Raw genomic sequence first — 17358 nt, forward strand, 5'->3', positions numbered from 1 at the left:
CCCGCGGGACGGCCGCTGTTCGCCGCGCCGGCCCCGGCAGGCGGGTTGGCGGGCGCCCGGGCTGCGCGGAGAATGCGGGCATGCCGCTACCCATCCTGGTCACCGGTGGGACGGGGACTCTCGGGCGCGCCGTGGTGGCCCGGCTCGCCGAGGCCGGGCGCACCGCCCGGGTGCTCAGCCGCAGCGAACGGTCCGCTGTCGATGCGGGGTGCGACCGGGTCCGGGGTGATCTGCGCACCGGTGCCGGGCTGGCCGATGCGGTCGCCGGGTCCGAGGTGATCGTGCACTGCGCGACCACCAATGGCCGCGGGGACGTGGCCGCTACCCGGAACCTCCTGCACGCCGCGGGCCGCGGTCATCCGCACGTCGTGTACATCTCCATCGTCGGCAGCGACCGGATACCGCTGGGCTACTACCGGGCGAAGCAGGAGTGCGAACGGCTGTTGGAGACCGGCTCCCTGCCGTGGACGATCCTGCGCGCCACCCAGTTCCACGACCTGCTCGCCGCGCTGTTCGCCGCGCAGCGGAGGTCGCCGGTCACCCTCGTGCCGGCGGCGACGCCGTTCCAGCCGATCGACGTGCGCGACGTGGCCGCCGAACTCACCCGGATCGCCGAACGGCCGCCCGCGGGGCGGGTTCCCGATATCGGCGGGCCGCAGGTCCGCACCGCCGCCGACCTCGCCCGCAGCTACCGGGCGGCGACCGGGCGACGCGGCGCCGTGCTCCCGGTTGCCCTGCCGGGCCGGCTGGGCCGGGGATTCCGGCGCGGGTGGAACCTGGTACCCGACGGCGGCGCGGGGACCACGACCTTCGAGGAGTTCCTCACCGGAGCACCGGCACCGCCGAGGTGACGGGTGTTCGCGTGCCCCGTCCCACCTGGTCGGGGGATGGTCGGTCACCGAGGGGCACGAGTCAGCAGCGGAGTCCGCAGTACTCGTAGACCGGACCGGGCAGTCCGTACTGGAAGTCGTCCAGGCTTTGCACGAACTTGACGATCCGGTACTCGTGCGCGCCCGGGGACGCCTCCGGCTCGGCGGGGATCCGGTAGAGATCCGGCAGGCCCGGCGCCGCGCGGATCTGCTGGTTCCACGGCCCGCCCAGAAACAGTGCTTCGACAGTACGCGTGTCCGCCATGGCGCCCAGCTTCTCGCCCAGCGCCGCGGTCCGCGAGTCGGTCACCGCGGGCCGCCGTCGCCCCTGTTTTCGACATCGGCCAGGAACCACAGGACCTGCTGGTCCAGCCCGAGGGATCCGGTGCGCTGCCCGGTGGCTGACCACGCAGAGGTGAGCACGTGCGGTCGGCGGCGGGTGGCCGATCCTCCGGGCGATCGGGAGCGTCGCGGTGGCAGGTGCGGACGGATCACGTGGGAGACCGGTCACAGTCGTGCGCGTGGGTGAGATGGCTGCGGCGAGGGGGTGCACGACAGAGAAATGAAAATGATTATCATGCGTTCGTGACAGCTGAGCAGAGGACACCCGCGGCGGAACCCGCCGATCGCCCGCCCGCGCTGCAGGTCGAGGACGTGACCATCGACCTCGCCGGGCAGCGCGTCGTCGACGGCGTCGGCTTCGCCCTCCCACCCGGCAGCAGGCACGGCATGATCGGCGAGTCCGGCTCGGGGAAATCCGTGACCGGGCTCAGCCTGCTCGGGCTGCTGCCGCCGGACGCGCGCGTGCGCGGCAGCATCCGCGTGCGCGGGCGGGAGATGCTCGGGCGCGCCGCATCCGAGTGGGCGCGGCTGCGCGGTGACGCGGTCGCGATGGTCTTCCAGGACGCGGTGTCCGGGCTGAACCCGCTGGTGCGGATCGAGCGGCAGCTCAGCGAACCGCTGCGCCACCGCGGCGGTGCGTCCGCGGCCGAGGCGCGCACCGAAGCGGCGGCGCTGCTGTCCCGCGTCGGGTTCGCCGATCCGCACCGCGCGGCACGCAGCTACCCCCCGCAGCTGTCCGGTGGGCAGCGCCAACGCGTGGCGATCGCCATGGCGCTGGCCTGCCGCCCGGACGTGCTCATCGCCGACGAGCCCACGACATCGCTGGACGTGACGGTGCAGGCCGGGATCCTGCAGCTGCTCGCCGAGGTCACCGGTGGGCAGGACGGCCCCGCGCTGCTGCTCATCTCGCACGACCTGCCGGTGGTGGCGCAGCTGTGCTCCGAGGTGACGGTGCTGCACGACGGCTCGGTCATCGAGCACGGCCCGGTGCACGAGGTGGTGCGCTCGCCGCAGCACCCGCGCACCGCCGAACTGGTGGACAGCGCGCGGACGCTCGACGACGGACTGCCGCACGCGCACCGGCGGGTGGCGTCATGACCGCGCTGCGCGCCGCGGACCTGCACCGCACCTACGGCGGCACCTCCCCGTTCGCCCGGCGGCAGCAGGTCACCGCCGTCGGCGGGGTGGATCTGGTGCTGAACCCGGGCGACCGGGTCGGACTGGTCGGCGAATCCGGGGGCGGCAAGTCGACCCTGCTGCGGATGCTGCTCGGACTGGACACCCCGGATTCGGGGACGGTGACCTACCGTGACCGGCCGGTGCGGCCGGGCCGGGCGCGGTCGCTGCACTGGTTCCGCTCCGACGTCCAAGCGGTGCCGCAGGATCCGTGGTCCTCGCTGAACCCGCGGATGCGCGTCGGTACCGCCGTGGCCGAACCGCTGCGCTGCCTCGGTGCGACCGGGCCGCACGATGATCGGGTCGCCGAGGTGCTGCGCGCGGTTCAGCTGGACCCGGCCCTGGCCGACCGGTACCCGGATGCGCTGTCCGGTGGGCAGCGGCAGCGGATCGCGATCGCGCGAGCCCTGGCGCCGGCCCCGCGGCTGCTGCTCGCCGACGAACCGGTCAGCGCACTGGACGCCGCGGTGCGGCTGCGGATCCTGCACCTGCTGCGCGACCGGGCCGAGCAGGACGGTCTCGGCCTGCTGCTGGTGACCCACGACCTCTCCGCGGTGCGCGAGGTCTGCGACCGGGTGCTGGTCATGCGGGCGGGCGAGATCGTCGAGCAGGGCAGCACCGCGGACGTGTTCCGCGCCCCGCAGCACGAGTACACCCGCACCCTGATCGAGGCGATCCCCCGCTTGGACGCGGTGTGACGCCGATCCCGACCCCCGAAGGAGTCTCCCCGTGACCGCCACCGCCACCGGAACCGGCGCGCGCCGGCCACTCACCTGGCTGGCCGAGCGCTGGTCGCTGCTGGGCCACGTCCGCGGGCTGCCCGGTGTCGTCCGCCTGCTGCTGGTGACCCAGCTCGTGTTCAACATCGGGTTCTACCTGGTGGTGCCGTTCTTGGCGGTGCACCTGTCGGAGAACCTCGCCATGGCGGGCTGGGCGATCGGCATCGTCCTCGGTGTGCGCACGTTCAGCCAGCAGGGCATGTTCGTCGTCGGCGGGGCGCTGGCCGACCGGTTCGGCGTCCGGCCCACCGTGCTCGCCGGGTGCGCGCTGCGCGTGTTCGGTTTCGTCGTGCTGGCAGGGGCCTCCGCGTTCAGCACCGTGCTGCTGGGCACCGTGCTCATCGGGTTCGCCGCGGCCCTGTTCTCCCCGGCGGTCGAATCCGCGCTGGCTTCCTACGGTTCCGAGCTGCAGGAGCGCGGCACGATCACCCGCACCGAGCTGTTCGGGCTGTTCGCGGTGTTCGGCGAGATCGGTTCGGTGACCGGTCCGCTGATCGGCGCGGCGCTGCTGAGCGTGGACTTCGCGCTGACCTGCGCGGTGGCGGCCGTCGTGTTCACGGTGATCCTGTTCGCGCACGCGCGCTGGCTGCCCGGCAGCAGTGGCGGTGCCGGGCGGCCGCTGCTGCAGGGCTGGGCGAGGATCCTGCGCAACCGCACGTTCCTCGTGTTCGCCGCCGCCTACAGCGCCTACCTGCTCAGCTACAACCAGCTCTACTTGGCGCTGCCGGTGGAGCTCGGCCGGGTCGGCGCGGAGTCGGCGCTGGGCTGGATGTTCGCGCTCGCGTCGCTGATCGTCGTCCTCGGCCAGCTCCCGCTCGCGTCCTGGGCCCGCGCGCGGCTCGGTGCCGCCCGAGCGCTTCCGATCGGGTTCGGCCTGCTGAGCCTGTCGTTCGCCTCGGTGGCGGCATGGGCGTGGGCGAGCACGCCCGAATCACTGGCCGTGGCACCGGCGGTCGGTTTCGTCGTGCTGCTGACCTTCGGCCAGATGCTGGCCGTACCGCTGGCGCAGGACCTGGTCCCTCGGCTGGCCGGGGAGGACAACCTCGGTTCGTACTACGGGTTCCTGGCCTCCGCGGGCGGTGTGGCGGTGCTGCTCGGCAGCGGGCTGGCCGGCGGGCTGCTCGACCTGGCCGCCGCACCCGGACCCGCCGCGCCGGTGCCTTGGCTGGTGCTGGCCGCGCTGCCCGCTGCCGGCGGACTCACCCTGCTCGCGCTCTCCCGCCGGCTCATCCGCTAACCACCGTTCCACGATCCCGCACCCGAGGAGGTGTGTGCGCCCATGTCCGTGCGCACTCGAAACATCCGCCGCATCGCCGGCTTATCGGCCTGCGCGCTGGTGCTGTCCGGCTGCTTCGCCAACACCGGAGCTGGCGGCCGGGACGAGGGCAGGCTCGGGGTGGCGCTGGCCTTCCAGCCCGCCGCCGACATGTCGCCCTACAGCGACGACGCGATCCTGCTCAGCAAGATCGGCACCACCGAAACGCTCACCGTCCTCGACCGCGAGGGCAACCCGCAACCGGGCCTGGCCGAGGACTGGGAGCAGACCTCGCCGGACACGCTGCGGATGACCCTGCGCCCGGGCGCCTCGTTCCACGACGGCACTCCGGCCACGGCCGAGCACGCGGCCGCCGCGCTGCAGCACGCCGCGGAGGCCACGACTCCCCCGCGGTCGCTGCAGGGGGTGCAGCTGCGCGCGCGGGCGGCGGGCGAGCGCACCCTGGAGGTCTCCACCGACCGGCCCGATCCGATCCTGGCGCAGCGGTTGTCGGCGCCCGAGCTGGCGATCCTGTCCCCCGCCGCGTACCGGGAGGACTCCGACTCGCCCGATCCGGTGCGCGCGGGCACCGGCCCCTACGTGCTCGACGAGGTGCACGGCAGCAGCGGTGCCGCGCTCAGCGCCAACCGCGAGTACTGGGGCGGTCCGCCGCAAGCGACCGGGGTCGACGTGCGGTTCATCGCCGACAGCGCGACGCGGACCAACGCGCTGCGCGCCGGGGAGGTCGACATCGTCGACAACGTGCCGGTGCCGCAGCTGCCCGCGCTGGGCGAGCACGAGGTGCTCGACTTCCCGCTACCGCGCCTGGTCGGCGCGCACCTCAACACCCAGCGCGGCCCGTTCACCGATCCCGGGCTGCGCGCGGCCGCCCGGGAAGCCGTGGACGCGCGGGCGATCACCGAGTCGCTCTACGCGGGAAGCGCCGATCCGGCGCGCGGCCTGTTCGGACCGGCCAGCCCGTGGGCGGGCTCGGATCCGCAGCACAGCACCGAACCCGGGACGCCGCGGGGCGAGCCGATCCGGATCGCCACCTACGACGAGCGCCCGGAACTGCCCGAGGCGGCTTCGGTGGTGGCCGAAAAGCTTCGGGCGGCGGGATTCCGGGTGGAGGACGTGGTGGTGCAGGAGTACTCCACCATGGAATCCGACCTGCTGGACGGCGCCTACGACGTGGTCATCGGTACCCGGTCGTACGGCGTGGACACCGGTGACCCGATCAGCTACCTGAGCACCGACTGGACGTGCGACGGCAGCTACAACCTCTCGCTGCTGTGCGATCCCGGCATCGACCGCGCGGTGCAGGACGCGGCCGGTGCGGACGTCGACCAGCGCAAGCGGGAGGCGGTGCGCATCGCCGATCGCGTGGTCGGCACCGACGCGGTGCTCCCGCTGGCCCACGAGCGCACCCGGATCGGCACCGCGCCGCAGGTGCACGGGGTCGCCGAGGACAGCTTCGACCGCCGGTTGATCACCGCGGAAACGGGTGGGGACGCATGACCGCCCTCGCCGCCCGCGCCGGCGCGTTCCCCGCGATCCGCGGTCTGCTGGTGGTGTTCGGTTCGCTGAGCGGGCTGGCGCTGCTGGTGGGGTCGCTGCCGTGGCTGAGCGGCGACGATCCCGCGCAGACGATCCTGCGCGCGCGGTCGGCCGAGCGGGAGCTGGATCCGGCCGTGCTGGCCGATATCCGCGCAGAGGCCGGGATTCCGGCCGACCCGGTGTCCGGCACGCTGAGCTGGTTGGCCGGCGCCCTCCGCGGCGATTTCGGGAACTCCTGGATCACCGGCGCGCCGGTGTCGCCGTCGGTGGTGCAGGCACTGGGCATTTCGATGACCCTGGCCGGGTGCGCGGCCGCGGTGAGCCTGGTGGTCGGCCTGCTGGTGCTGGCGCCGAGCGTGTGGCGGGCCACCGGAACCGGCGAGCCCGTCGGGAACGGGGCGGCCGCGACCGGCGCCGCGTTGGCAGCGCTACCCGAGTTCCTCATCGCAGCACTGCTGCTCGTGGTGGTGTCCGTCCACTGGGGACTCGCGCCCACGTCGGGGTGGACCGGACCGGCCAACATCCCGCTGCCCGCGCTGGCACTGGGCCTGCCCGCGGCCGGGGTGCTCAGCAGGGTGTTGGCCTCGGCGGTGGACAGCACGCTGGCCGAGACCTGGGTGCGCACCTGGCGGGCCACCGGATTCCGCCGCGCGGTGCTGGCCCGGGCCCTGGCACACCGGGCCGTGGCCGTGGCAGTACCGCAGCTGGTGCTGCTGTTCGTCGGTCTGCTCGGTTCGGGCATCATCATCGAGACGATCTTCGCGATCCCGGGCCTGGGCGCGACCGCGCTGGAGGGCGTTCTCGCCCAAGACCTCCCGCTGGTGCAGGCGTGCGTGCTGGTGCTCGTGCTGCTCGGCCTCGCGCTGGGCGGGCTGGGCATCCTCGCGCACCGCGCCGCGCTGGGCAGCGCCCTGCGCACGTCCGGGATGGCACCGAGCCGCGCGGCCACCCGAGGCGGACCGCGGTGGGCGCTGGCCGCGGCCGCGGTGCTGGGCGCGTTCGTGCTGGCCGGACTGCTGCGCGATCCCTACGCGATCGGGCTGGAGCTGCGGCTGCAGTCCCCGTCGGCGGCACACCTGTTCGGCACCGACGCGCTGGGCCGCGACGTGCTGGCCCGGTTCGGGCACGGCGCGCTGGTCAGCATCGGCGTATCGGTGGCGGTGAGCCTGTTGGCACTGGTGCTCGGCGTGCTGGTGGGCACCGCGGGCACGCGGGCGCGTGCCGGGGTCGCCGATGTGCTCAACGCGGTTCCCCCGGTGCTGGTGGGCGTGGTGCTGGTCGCGGTGACCGGGCCGAGCCTGTTCAGCGCAGCGGTGGCGGTGGCCGTGGTGACGTGGGTGCCGCTGGCGGTGCACGCCCGCACGCTGGCCGCCGAGGTCCGCGCTTCGGGGTTCGTGCAGGCGGCGGTCATCGGCGGCGCGGGGACCGGCACGATCCTCGTCCGGCACCTGCTTCCGTCCGTGCTGCCCGCGGTGACGCGGCACGCGCTGGTGCGGATCCCGCACAACGCGCTCGCCCTGGCCGGGCTGGGTTTCCTGGGCCTGGCCGGATCGCAGGACTCGCCTGAGTGGGGCGCGATGCTGTCCGAATCGTTGGACTACGCCGAGATCGCTCCGTGGACCGTGGCCGCACCGGCGGCGGGACTGGCGCTGCTGGGGCTGGTCGCCGGGTTGGCGCGCACCCGCGGCTGACGCGCGCGCTCGCAGAACGGGCCCCGGAGATCCCTGGGATCCTCCGGGGCCCGTTTCTCGCCGGCTCGGCCGGTCTCAACCCGGCTGGGCCACCAGCACCGAGTTGACCACCTCGTTGTGCGGGTGCAGTTCCAACAGCGGGCGGAACCCGTGCAGCTCGTCAGCGGAGATGGCCGGGTACAGCGCGGTGCGCATGCGGTGCGCCGTGCGCAGCAGCAGGCGGGTGCGCCGGTGCAGCCGGGCCGCGAGGGCGTCCAGGACCGGCCGCTTTTCGGCGTGGTCGGCGCCGACGAGCGCGGCCAGCGCCACGACGTCGGCACCGGCGACGTCCTCGCGGCGCGCGGCCTCGGCCGCATCGGCCTGCACGGTGCTGACCCGGTCGGACAGTCCCAGCGCCTCGGTGGCCGCTGCGGCCAGGGCGCAGGCGTTCTCGTCGCGGTCGACGTTGACCACCCGCACGCCGTGCTCGTGCGCGAGCACCAGCCCGGTCAGCGGGAGCGGACCGGCGCCGAGGAAGGCCACCGTGCCCAGGTCGTCGACACCGCCCGCGGCGGCAGCGGCCCGCTCCAGTCGGACGAGGTCGCGGTAATTGCCCAGGTATGGGAAGTGGTTGAGCACGGTCCAGGCGTCGTCGGCCTCGGCCAGCGCGCCCGCCCAGTGCTCTTCGAGCAGCGTTTCGCCCTCGGCGCTGAGCCGGCGCAGCGAGTCCAGGAGCGCGGGCGCGTCGGGGTGGGCGAGCACGTCTCCCGCAACCTCCTGCTCAGCGGAGATGCAGAGCTCGACCAGCCGGCCGAACACCGCGTTGGTCTCCGCGGAGGGGCGCAAGTCCGCGCCCAGCAGCTGTTCGTTGAGCGCGTGCAGCTCGTCGAGCAGCCGTGCGGCTTCCGGTGAGCTCAGCGGTGGAGCAGTCGTCGCGGGAGATTCGAAATGATCCATACCCGGAAGCCTAGTTGGAAACGAGTATCATTATCACCGTCCGGCCGGGTGTCCTCCGCAACACCTGGTCGCCGAGCGCCGGCGGCGGCACGGGACCGAGCCACCGCCCGCGATGCTCCGCCCCACCCGCGGCGGCGTCACCGCTCCGGATCCGATTCCGCTCGTTCGGCCCACCACCGCTGCGCGGCACGGCGCAACGCACCACCCCGGATGCCGCGAAACCGGGCAGATGCGCCCGATTCCGCACACCCGGGTTCGCGACCCGCCTCCGCTCCCCGGCTCCGCCGAAGGGGTTAACCGATGCGGCACGACACGCGCCGCAGTGCTACGGATGGTGAATCCAGTTCGGCACGCCGGTTCTCGCGGACCAGCCAGCACCGGGGCCGATCCGATCCGCACCAGGAGCCGGTATGCCGGGAACAGCGTTTCGCGTCGACCAGTCGAAATCCATGCGCGAGCAGGACGTCCCGGGCCACAACCGCTGGCACCCGGACATCCCGGCCGCCGCCGAAGTGCGCCCCGACGACGAGTTCCGCATCGAGTGCAAGGACTGGACCGACGCACAAGTCGGCAACAACGACTCGGCCGACGACATCCGGGACATGGACCTCGACCACAACCACATGCTCAGCGGCCCGATCGCGGTGGCCGGGGCCGAACCGGGCGACCTGCTCGTCGTCGACTACCTCGACCTGGGCCCCGCGCACACCATCGACCGCGGCGCCGGGGACGCGCCCGGCCAGGGCTGGGGCTACACCGGCATCTTCGCTCGGGACAACGGCGGTGGCTTCCTCACCGAGCACTACCCGGACGCGGGCAAGGTCGTCTGGGACTTCCACGGCCGCTCGGCGACCTCCCGGCACCTGCCCGGAGTGCGCATCGCCTCCAACGTGCACGCCGGGCTGGCCGGCTGCGCTCCCTCAGCCGACCTGCTCGCCGAGTGGAACCGGCGCGAGCAACGGTTGATCGACACCGATCCGAACCGGGTCCCGCCGCTGGCACTGCCGCCGCTGGAGACCGGGAACCTGATGGGCACGCTGACCGGCGCCGCCCGGGACCGCGCCGCGCGGGAGGGCGCGCGCACCGTGCCGCCGCGCGAGCACGGCGGCAACGTCGACATCAAGAACCTCAGCATCGGGTCCCGCGTCTTCTACCCGGTCTACGTGCCGGGCGCCCACTTCTCGATCGGCGACCTGCACTTCGCCCAGGGAGACGGCGAGATCAGCTTCTGCGGGGCGGTGGAGATGGGCGGTTACGCCGACATCGGCGTCGGGCTGATCAAGGACGGCATGCGCAAGTACAACGTCACCACCCCGCTGTTCCAGCCCGGCAGGAACGAACCGCGCTACTCCGAATTCGTGTCGTTCATCGGCATTTCGGTGGACGAGTCCGGCGACCAGCACTACATGGACGCCACGATCGCCTACCGGCGCGCCTGCCTGAGCGCGATCGACTACCTGGTGCAGTTCGGCTACACCGGCGAGCAGGCGTACCTGATTCTGTGCGCCGCACCGATCGAAGGACGGGTCAGCGGCATCGTCGACATCCCGAACGCCTGCTGCTCGCTGTACCTGCCGACCGAGATCTTCGACTTCGACATCCGCCCGAGCGCCACCGGACCCACCTACCGCGACCGGGGCCAGTGCGCGCTGACGTCCTGACGGCGCCCGGGTGCCGAAACCGCCTCCGCCGCCCCGGATCCCGGGGCGCGGTCGGGCTCCCCGTTCGGTGGGACGGGAAGCCCGCGGGAGCGGTTACCGCTGTTCGGCCCGCTGGTCATCCGGGGTGAACGGGGTGCGCAACCGGCGCATGGACTCGGTGCTGCGGTCCGCGCACGGGCCCTGCTCCGGGCTGCGCTCGCGGCGCACGGGTTCGACGAACTCGGCGGGCGGTGCGGTGTCGGCGGTCTGCGACGTCCGCCGCACGGCCCGGCTGACCGGCCGGGAGGTCGCGCCGGATGCGGGTGTCGCCCGACTGCGCGGCCGGGCGGGATTTCGAGTAGTGGTCTCCACGATCATGTCCTTTCGGGTTCGGTGGGCCGCGTCGGCGGCCGAATGGTTGAAACCGGGGCGACGGGCGCGGCGAGGGTCGCGCTGCACGAAGGCGCCCGGTCTCGGGCGATCCCGGGAAGCCAGATGCGGGCTGCGGTGTCGCGCGCCCGCTCGGCCGCGGCTGCGGCTCGTGCTCCGACTCGGGAAAGCGGTCCGGTATGCTCGGGTCCCGGCGCGGGAATCGCCCGCGGCTCCTCGGCACCGACCGGTGATGTCGACCCTACACCCGCTGTCGGCGCCGTTGTCCACCCCCGGCTGCATCGGCGACGGGCGTGCCGTCGGCCGAGGATCCACACCAGACTCCTCCTTGCACAACGTCCGTGCGGGGCACAGCTATTCCGGATCGCGACGTGACGGCCCGCCACGGGCAGCGGACCGCACGGGCGGCTCAGGCCACAAACGCGCGGAGGGCCTCGTGCCCCAGCACGGCAGCGCCGACCCCGGCCAGAACGCTGATCAGCACGTTCATCGCCGCGTAGCAGTGCGAGCGCTCCTCCAGCAACCGCAGCGTCTCGAAGCTGAACGTGCTGTAGGTGGTCAGCGCCCCGCAGAAGCCGATGCCGACCAGCGCCACCACCGGTCCGGGAATCGCCGCGGCCGCCCCGGTCAGCCCGCCGAAAACCAGGCTCCCGCCGAGGTTCACGCTGAACGTGCCCCAGGGGAACGGGCTGTCGTACCGCGACTGCACCCTGCGGTCGACGAGGTAGCGCAGCGGCGCACCCACCATCGCCCCGAGCACGACCAGAACAGCCGTCACCGCCGCCTCCCCCGCGAATACCGGATGCAGTCGACCTCGTCCAGGAGCGCTGCCCCCTCGCCGCGGAAGGCCCGGATCGCGGCGGGCTCGCCCACCACGATCACGACGACGGGAAGCCGCTCCGCGCGATCGACCAGCCGCGTGGTGTGCACCTGCCAGTGTCGGCCGTAGCCCTCGTCCCCGCGCAGCACCGTGACCCCGGGCAGACCCGCGGCACGTGCCCGCCGCACGACCTCGCGGTGCAACGGGTGGTGCCGGTGCCGGTCGTCCTCGCCGAGCAGCAGCGTCAGGCGCAGCGCCGTTCCCGCGGGCCTCATCCGGCCACCCGTCCGCGCAGGACCGCTGCCGTGCGGCGCGCGCTCCACGCGCCGGCGAGCACGGCCAGCAGCGCACCCAGCACCGTCCCGGTGAGGTAGCCGAAGGCCGCGAGCGCCGTGCCGGACAGCAGCTGCTGGTGCACCTCCACGGCGTAGGTGGAGAAGGTGGTGAACCCGCCGAGCACCCCCACACCGAGGAACGGGCGCAGCAGCCGGTGCGCCGACCACACCTCGGTGATGAGCACCATGAGCACACCCATGAACAGGCATCCCAGCAGGTTGACCGACAGCGTCGCCCACGGGAATCCACCGGGTGCGGCGGGCAGCAGCACCGAAAAGCCGTACCTGGCCAGCGAACCGAGCCCTCCGCCGAGCGAGATCGCCAGGAGCACCGGCGCCCATGATCGCGCCACTGCGCGGCGCTGGCTGCCGAAGTGCAGGTCGACATCGGGGTCGATCGGCTCGGACATGCGGATGTTCACACGCCTCTCCCTCCTGCGGCCTGGGCACAACCAGGTTCAGGAGGGACCGTTGGCACGCGAGTGCGGTTCTCCGACTCTCGGACGGTGGGCCCCACCACCGGCGGCCATGGTAGCTCACCAGGACCGCTCCCGGGGGCCGCTGCGCGGATCGGAAACCCGGGTACGGCGTTCGCCGCAGGTGGACACCACCGCGCACCCGGAACCGTCCACTACGGACGCTCGGCACGAATCCCGTTCGACACGTGCGCCTCCTCAGCACTGCGGCCACGTCGGCCGCCGAGGAGCCGTCCGCTTCCGCGGAAGCGGTTCGGGCGGCGCCCGGGCCGGAGTTCCATCGCCCGCTGCGAGTGGGCCGCCGCCGACCCGCGCCGGCAATCCGGCGAGCTCGCGAGCGGTGGCGACCCCGGCCAGCGGGAGCGCCGCGGGCGGGCCGAACCGGTGGTGCGGCTGCGCGATCGAGTGGGCAGGCCCACCACGTGCCGACAGCGGGCACCCCACCGCTCCTCCGGCGCATCGGTCCTGCGCAGCGCCCGTCGATCCCGCCGCGACGTGCTCTTGCGCACACCAGCACCGCCCGCTCCGGCCGGTCCGGCTGTCCGAAATCGGCGTTTTCCGGCCAATGCGGCTGCGCACGCAGGCACCATTGCGGCAGACCCACCGAGACCGGACGTTCCGGGGATGTAGCACCATGTCCGCGGCCCGCTGGCACCGCAGGCTCGGACAGCACCACCGAAGGGACATCCGTCCGGTACCGGAGAACGGCCACATCCGACGTCGCCGAGCACGACAGGTATCGGTGCCAACAGGGAGGTCCAGGTGAAACGCCGCACGTTCCTCACCGCCGCGTCTTTGGTCGCGGGCACGAGCGTTGCGTCCACGCTCGCACTGCGCAGCGGAGTCTCCGAAGGCGAACTGCGGACGGACGTGCCGATGCGCAGCGACATCCTGGGCATCGACACCCGCTACACCGTCTACATCCCGGGAGACCACCCGGACGACGAACCGGTGCCGATCGTCTACCTGCTGCACGGCGTCTTCGACGACAACACGGCCTGGGCGCGCTACTGCGACCTCAAGCGCCTCATGGACACCATGATCAACGACGGCCGGTTACCGCCCATGGTGGTCGTCACACCGGACGGCCGCCGGGACCTGTCGCTGGATTCCGGGGACCAGCCCACGACCTACTGCATGAACGACGCCGACGGCGGCTTCCGGTGGGAGGACATGTTCATGCAGGAACTGATGCCGCACGTGGAGCGGACCTACAACGCGGGCGGCAGCGCGCCGCTGCGCGGCATCTGCGGCTACTCCATGGGCGGATTCGGTGCCCTGCTGTACGCGACGCTGTACCCGGGGACGTTCTCCGGCGTTGCCGGGATGAGCCCGTCCACCCGCACCGAGGACCAGGTTCGGGAGATGGATCCCGAGGAGTACAACCGGGTGCTCGGCTCGGGGATGGGGCTCGACCTCGTCGACGACGAGCGGATCAACGACCGCTTCTGGCACTACAACGTGGCCGACGCCATCCGCCGCACCCCGCCGGAGGAACTGCAGCGCGCGGGCTACTACCTCGACACCGGCAGCGAGGACGACTACACGCTCATCGGTAACCGCGAGGTCCAGGACGCCTTCACCGAGCAGGGCATCGCGCACGACGTGCACACCGAACCGGGCACGCACGAGTGGGACTACTGGCGCGGCTCGACGCCCCGCGCGCTGGAGTACCTGGCCGCCTACCTCCAGGCCGCGGCCTGAGGCGCCCACCCGGTCGAGGGGTACCACGTCGCCCGTGGTGACACGGCGTACCAGCAACTGTGAGAGTGGGCGGATCCCGATCAGGGCTGCCCGGAGGAGCAACAGGTGACCGACGCACCGCAGGATGACAAGGCCGAGATCCGCCACCGGATCGACTTCAGCGATGCGGAGTGGATCCCCAGCACCGACGACGGAACGCCGGGCGTTGAGGTGGCGTTCGTCGACGGCTACATCGGGATGCGCTCCAGCGAGCAGGAGGAGAGCCCGATCCTGGTGTTCACCCCCGAGGAATGGTTCGCCTTCGTCGAGGGAGCCAAGGACGGCGAGTTCGACGAGCCGTGACGGCGCTCGTGCGGTCGCGGCGCACCCGGACGATCGAACGGGACGAACCGCGCGAAAGTCCCTAGCACGGCGGCATTCCGGTGCACATCGAGATTGTCATCGGCACCGCTACGGGTGCAGCATCGGGTCGACGGGGCGTCGTCCGCGCCCCCGCACCGTCGCTCACCGAGGAGGGGCTCGTGCACCTGCCGGACCCGCACGGCCGCCGCGCTGCGGACGTCCCGTCGTGATCGCCACGAGCACCTACCGGGCATGTCCGGTCGTGCACACCGGTGATCTCGCCGCGGACTTGCCCGGGGCGATCGTGCCGCCGGCACCGATCGTGGACGCGCCGACGGGCAACCGGTGGGCGCCCTGCCTGGACGCCGTCGACCCGGACGCCGAACGCGCCGTCGCGAAGCGGATCGCACGCTCCGACCCTCGGGAGCCGACCCCGGGTCAACTACAGCTCGTGCTGCAGGCGCTCCAACGGTTGTGACGGCCCTGCCCGGGTCAGCCGGAGTGCGGTGGCACGAAGTCCTCGGCGACCGCACGGCCCTGCGCCTGCAGCCGGAGCGCCTCCGGTCGCACCTGCCGCTCGTAGCCCACCAGCGCCTGTTCGACGGTCGCGTCCTCGCGCAGCCGCGCGGCCAGCGCCCGCGCACCGGTCAGCGCGAGGTCGGCTCCGTGCCCGGCGAGCAAGGAGGGCGCGTGGCAGGCGTCGCCGACCAGGACCACCCGGCCGCGGTGCCAGCGGGGCATCTCGATCTTGGCGACGGTGTCGTAGTACAGGTCGGTGCGGCTCGGCCTGCGGTCCAGCAGCTCGGGCACGATCCAGCCCAATCCGCCGCAGGTGCGCACCAGTTCCGCACCGGGGTCCGCGGGTAGCGGCGTTCCCGGCGGGGCTCGGTGGACGAACAGCGTCATCACCCGCTCGTCGTCGACCGGGTAGGCGCCGACCTGCGCGCCCGGCCCCTCGGTCAGGTGCAGGCCGCCGGCCACCTCGCGGGCGGGTCCGGGCGCGGTCACCGGGTACGCGGCGGTGTGGAAGCCGAGCTCGCGGAGGAACCGCTCCTCCGGGCCGAACGCGAGGTGACGCACCCGTGAGTGGATCCCGTCGGCACCGACCAGCACATCGGGGCGTTGCACGCTGCCGTCGGAGAGCACCGCGCCGAATTCGTGCTCGTCCGAACGGATTTCGTCGACGGTCGTGCCGTACCGGATCGCACAGTCGCCGAGTTCCGCGTGCAATGCCGCGACGAGAGCGCCGCGCAGGACCGACACCGTCGGTTCGGCGCCGGGATCCGTCAGGCGTTCGCGCACTCCGCCGTCCGCGTCGTGGAAGACGAGTTCGGTGAGCGGCAGCGCCTGCTGGACCAGTTCGGGCAGTAGTCCCGTCGCAGCGAGGTTGCTGTGCGCACCGGCGGGCACATCGATGATGTAGCCCGCGCGCTGCTCGGTCGGGGCCCGCTCCACGAGCAACACGTCGTGGCCGTCGCGCCGCAGCGATCCGGCGAGGGCGAGGCCGGCGATGCCCGCTCCGCAGACCAGTGCGCGCATCGCCGTCCTCCCGGTTCGTTTCGTCCTGGCCGAACGGGCACGCTACCCAGGCCCGTCGTGGCATGCGACGGAGTTTTCCGCGCCCGCAACCGATGTCGGCCCCGGCCTCCGCCCCCCGGTCGCGCGGGATGAGACGGTCGGCTCAGCCCGGCCCGCCCAACACCGCGGGCCGCCCCCAGCGCTCCCGCGGGAAGTCCTCGACCGGCAGGATCTGCCAGGCGTCGAGCCCGCCGTTCTGCCGCGCGTAGTGCTGGGCCGCATCGCGATTGGCGAAGCGCAGCTCGTGCGCGAACGCCAGGTGCACGATCTTGACCGCCACCGAAACCTCCTCGTCGTCGAACTTGCGTTCGATATCCTGTCAGCCGACTCCGGCCCGGGTCCAGCCGACACGCCGACGGGAGCCGGGCAGTCGGACCGAGCTGCGGTGATCATCCGCGCCGCACCCGTATCTGCCGGCCGGACCCACTCGTTGGTGAGCTGACTCACTTTGATCTGGGCAACGGCGCCGTCAAGCGGTATCCATTTAGCCGTTACTTCGGGTAACAGTTACCGCAAGTCACGATTCCCCATATCCAGCACCGCAGGGAGCTCTCATGACCGGCACCGCGGACCACACGGCCCCGGCGCAGTCCGACCGGCACGACATGGCCGACCGACTGCTGCGCTCCTCGGAGACGCTTTCCTACGATCCCGCGCAGGAAGTGGACTGGGAGACGCAGCTGGACACCAGTTACCACGGCGCCAGCCCCGAGTGGAGCACGCTGTACGGCACCGCCTACTGGCGCGAGATGACCGACGAGCAGCAGCGCGAGCTCACCCGCCAGGAAGCGGCTTCGGTGGCCAGCACCGGCATCTGGTTCGAGATGATCCTGCAGCAGATGATGCTGCGGGACTTCTACGCCAAGGACCCGACCAACCCGGACTTCCAATGGGCGCTGACCGAGATCGCCGACGAGTGCCGGCACTCGATCATGTTCGCCCGCGGCGCGGCCAAGCTCAACGCGCCCGCCTACCGGCCCAAGCGCACCGCCGTGGAGCTCGGCCGGGCGTTCAAGACGGTGGCCACCGGGGAAGCCGCCTACGCCGCGATCCTCGTGGCCGAGGAGGTCCTCGACGTCATGCAGCGCGACTGGATGCGCGATGAGCGCGTCGTCCCGTTCGTGCGCACGATCAACAACATCCACGTGGTCGAGGAATCGCGGCACATGAAGTTCGCCCGCGAGGAGACCAAGGACCGTCTGGCGGGAGCGGGCCGGATCCGGCGCGAGATCAACGCCATCGTGGTCGCCGTCGCGGCCTACGTCATCGTCACGAGCATGGTCAACGACGACGTCTACGAGCGGGCCGGGCTGGACACCAAGCGCGCGCTGCGCGAGGCCAAGGCCAACGAGCACCACAAGTCGATGCTGCGCACCAGCTGCGCGGGCCTGATGGAGTTCCTCAGCTCCGCCGGTCTGCTGACCAAGCCCGCCGAGCAGATCTACAAGCGCGCGAACCTGATCTAAAA

19 protein-coding genes are annotated in these 17358 nt (G+C 72.5%); 11 read left to right on the top strand and 8 right to left on the bottom strand.

Annotated elements, in window-relative coordinates:
* Nucleotides 1-80 precede the first annotated feature (80 nt).
* Nucleotides 81-851 carry an SDR family oxidoreductase gene (locus tag IQ251_RS04520; RefSeq protein WP_193927148.1) on the top strand — a complete coding sequence of 257 codons (771 nt, stop codon included), beginning with the start codon at nucleotides 81-83 and terminating at the stop codon, nucleotides 849-851.
* Between the two features lie 61 nt (nucleotides 852-912).
* Here IQ251_RS04520 and IQ251_RS04525 read toward each other — a convergent pair whose 3' ends face one another.
* Nucleotides 913-1179: a hypothetical protein gene (locus IQ251_RS04525; RefSeq protein WP_193927149.1), complete on the bottom strand. Its 267-nt coding sequence runs from the start codon at nucleotides 1177-1179 to the stop codon at nucleotides 913-915.
* Between the two features lie 275 nt (nucleotides 1180-1454).
* On the opposite strand from IQ251_RS04525, the gene IQ251_RS04530 reads away from it, so the two are divergent.
* From IQ251_RS04530 to IQ251_RS04550, 5 genes are read left to right on the top strand one after another with little or no spacing between them, the layout of a single operon-like run.
* Nucleotides 1455-2309 (top strand): ATP-binding cassette domain-containing protein, encoded by an 855-nt coding sequence (locus tag IQ251_RS04530; protein WP_193927150.1) that lies wholly within the window; start codon nucleotides 1455-1457, stop codon nucleotides 2307-2309.
* Nucleotides 2306-3085: an ABC transporter ATP-binding protein gene (locus IQ251_RS04535; protein WP_193927151.1), complete on the top strand. Its 780-nt coding sequence runs from the start codon at nucleotides 2306-2308 to the stop codon at nucleotides 3083-3085. The genes IQ251_RS04530 and IQ251_RS04535 overlap by 4 nt, the downstream gene beginning before the upstream one ends.
* A gap of 31 nt (nucleotides 3086-3116) precedes the next feature.
* Nucleotides 3117-4403, top strand: coding sequence for an MFS transporter (locus tag IQ251_RS04540; RefSeq protein WP_193927153.1), 1287 nt, complete (start codon nucleotides 3117-3119; stop codon nucleotides 4401-4403).
* 42 nt (nucleotides 4404-4445) lie between these two features.
* Nucleotides 4446-5939: an ABC transporter substrate-binding protein gene (locus tag IQ251_RS04545; RefSeq protein WP_193927154.1), complete on the top strand. Its 1494-nt coding sequence runs from the start codon at nucleotides 4446-4448 to the stop codon at nucleotides 5937-5939.
* Nucleotides 5936-7669 (top strand): ABC transporter permease subunit, encoded by a 1734-nt coding sequence (locus IQ251_RS04550; protein ID WP_193927156.1) that lies wholly within the window; start codon nucleotides 5936-5938, stop codon nucleotides 7667-7669. The genes IQ251_RS04545 and IQ251_RS04550 overlap by 4 nt, the downstream gene beginning before the upstream one ends.
* A gap of 75 nt (nucleotides 7670-7744) precedes the next feature.
* Here IQ251_RS04550 and IQ251_RS04555 read toward each other — a convergent pair whose 3' ends face one another.
* A complete protein-coding gene (locus IQ251_RS04555) occupies nucleotides 7745-8605 on the bottom strand; it encodes a nicotianamine synthase family protein (RefSeq protein ID WP_193927157.1) in 861 nt (286 codons plus the stop codon).
* Between the two features lie 410 nt (nucleotides 8606-9015).
* Here IQ251_RS04555 and fmdA point away from each other — a divergent pair, with 410 nt between their 5' ends.
* Nucleotides 9016-10266, top strand: a complete 1251-nt coding sequence (gene fmdA / locus IQ251_RS04560; RefSeq protein WP_193927158.1) for a formamidase — start codon at nucleotides 9016-9018, stop codon at nucleotides 10264-10266.
* 93 nt (nucleotides 10267-10359) lie between these two features.
* On the opposite strand, the gene IQ251_RS04565 is transcribed toward fmdA, so the two are convergent.
* From IQ251_RS04565 to crcB (IQ251_RS04580), 4 genes are all read right to left on the bottom strand, one after another.
* Complete coding sequence (locus tag IQ251_RS04565; RefSeq protein WP_193927159.1) at nucleotides 10360-10623, bottom strand: hypothetical protein; 264 nt, start codon at nucleotides 10621-10623, stop codon at nucleotides 10360-10362.
* Between the two features lie 421 nt (nucleotides 10624-11044).
* Complete coding sequence (gene crcB, locus IQ251_RS04570) at nucleotides 11045-11413, bottom strand: fluoride efflux transporter CrcB (RefSeq protein ID WP_193927160.1); 369 nt, start codon at nucleotides 11411-11413, stop codon at nucleotides 11045-11047.
* Nucleotides 11410-11730 carry a DUF190 domain-containing protein gene (locus IQ251_RS04575; protein WP_193927161.1) on the bottom strand — a complete coding sequence of 107 codons (321 nt, stop codon included), beginning with the start codon at nucleotides 11728-11730 and terminating at the stop codon, nucleotides 11410-11412. Before IQ251_RS04575 ends, crcB (IQ251_RS04570) begins: the two co-directional genes overlap by 4 nt.
* Nucleotides 11727-12200, bottom strand: a complete 474-nt coding sequence (gene crcB, locus IQ251_RS04580) for a fluoride efflux transporter CrcB (protein ID WP_193927162.1) — start codon at nucleotides 12198-12200, stop codon at nucleotides 11727-11729. The genes IQ251_RS04575 and crcB (IQ251_RS04580) overlap by 4 nt, the downstream gene beginning before the upstream one ends.
* Before the next feature lie 828 nt (nucleotides 12201-13028).
* On the opposite strand from crcB (IQ251_RS04580), the gene IQ251_RS04585 reads away from it, so the two are divergent.
* From IQ251_RS04585 to IQ251_RS04595, 3 genes are all read left to right on the top strand, one after another.
* A complete protein-coding gene (locus IQ251_RS04585; protein WP_193927163.1) occupies nucleotides 13029-13970 on the top strand; it encodes an alpha/beta hydrolase in 942 nt (313 codons plus the stop codon).
* A 105-nt stretch (nucleotides 13971-14075) separates the two neighbouring features.
* Entirely contained in the window at nucleotides 14076-14312 is a 237-nt protein-coding gene (locus IQ251_RS04590) for a DUF397 domain-containing protein (protein WP_193927164.1), read from the top strand.
* 226 nt (nucleotides 14313-14538) lie between these two features.
* Entirely contained in the window at nucleotides 14539-14790 is a 252-nt protein-coding gene (locus tag IQ251_RS04595; protein ID WP_193927165.1) for a hypothetical protein, read from the top strand.
* A gap of 14 nt (nucleotides 14791-14804) precedes the next feature.
* Here IQ251_RS04595 and IQ251_RS04600 read toward each other — a convergent pair whose 3' ends face one another.
* Both IQ251_RS04600 and IQ251_RS04605 read right to left on the bottom strand, forming a co-directional pair.
* A complete protein-coding gene (locus tag IQ251_RS04600) occupies nucleotides 14805-15851 on the bottom strand; it encodes an FAD-dependent monooxygenase (protein ID WP_193927166.1) in 1047 nt (348 codons plus the stop codon).
* 142 nt (nucleotides 15852-15993) lie between these two features.
* Nucleotides 15994-16170 (bottom strand): hypothetical protein, encoded by a 177-nt coding sequence (locus tag IQ251_RS04605; protein ID WP_193927167.1) that lies wholly within the window; start codon nucleotides 16168-16170, stop codon nucleotides 15994-15996.
* Between the two features lie 274 nt (nucleotides 16171-16444).
* Between IQ251_RS04605 and IQ251_RS04610 the strand changes: the two genes are divergently transcribed.
* Entirely contained in the window at nucleotides 16445-17356 is a 912-nt protein-coding gene (locus IQ251_RS04610) for an AurF N-oxygenase family protein (protein WP_193927168.1), read from the top strand.
* The last annotated feature ends 2 nt before the right edge of the window (nucleotides 17357-17358 follow it).

The sequence above is a fragment of the Saccharopolyspora montiporae genome (assembly GCF_015209505.1).
Taxonomy (GTDB): Bacteria; Actinomycetota; Actinomycetes; order Mycobacteriales; family Pseudonocardiaceae; genus Saccharopolyspora; species Saccharopolyspora montiporae.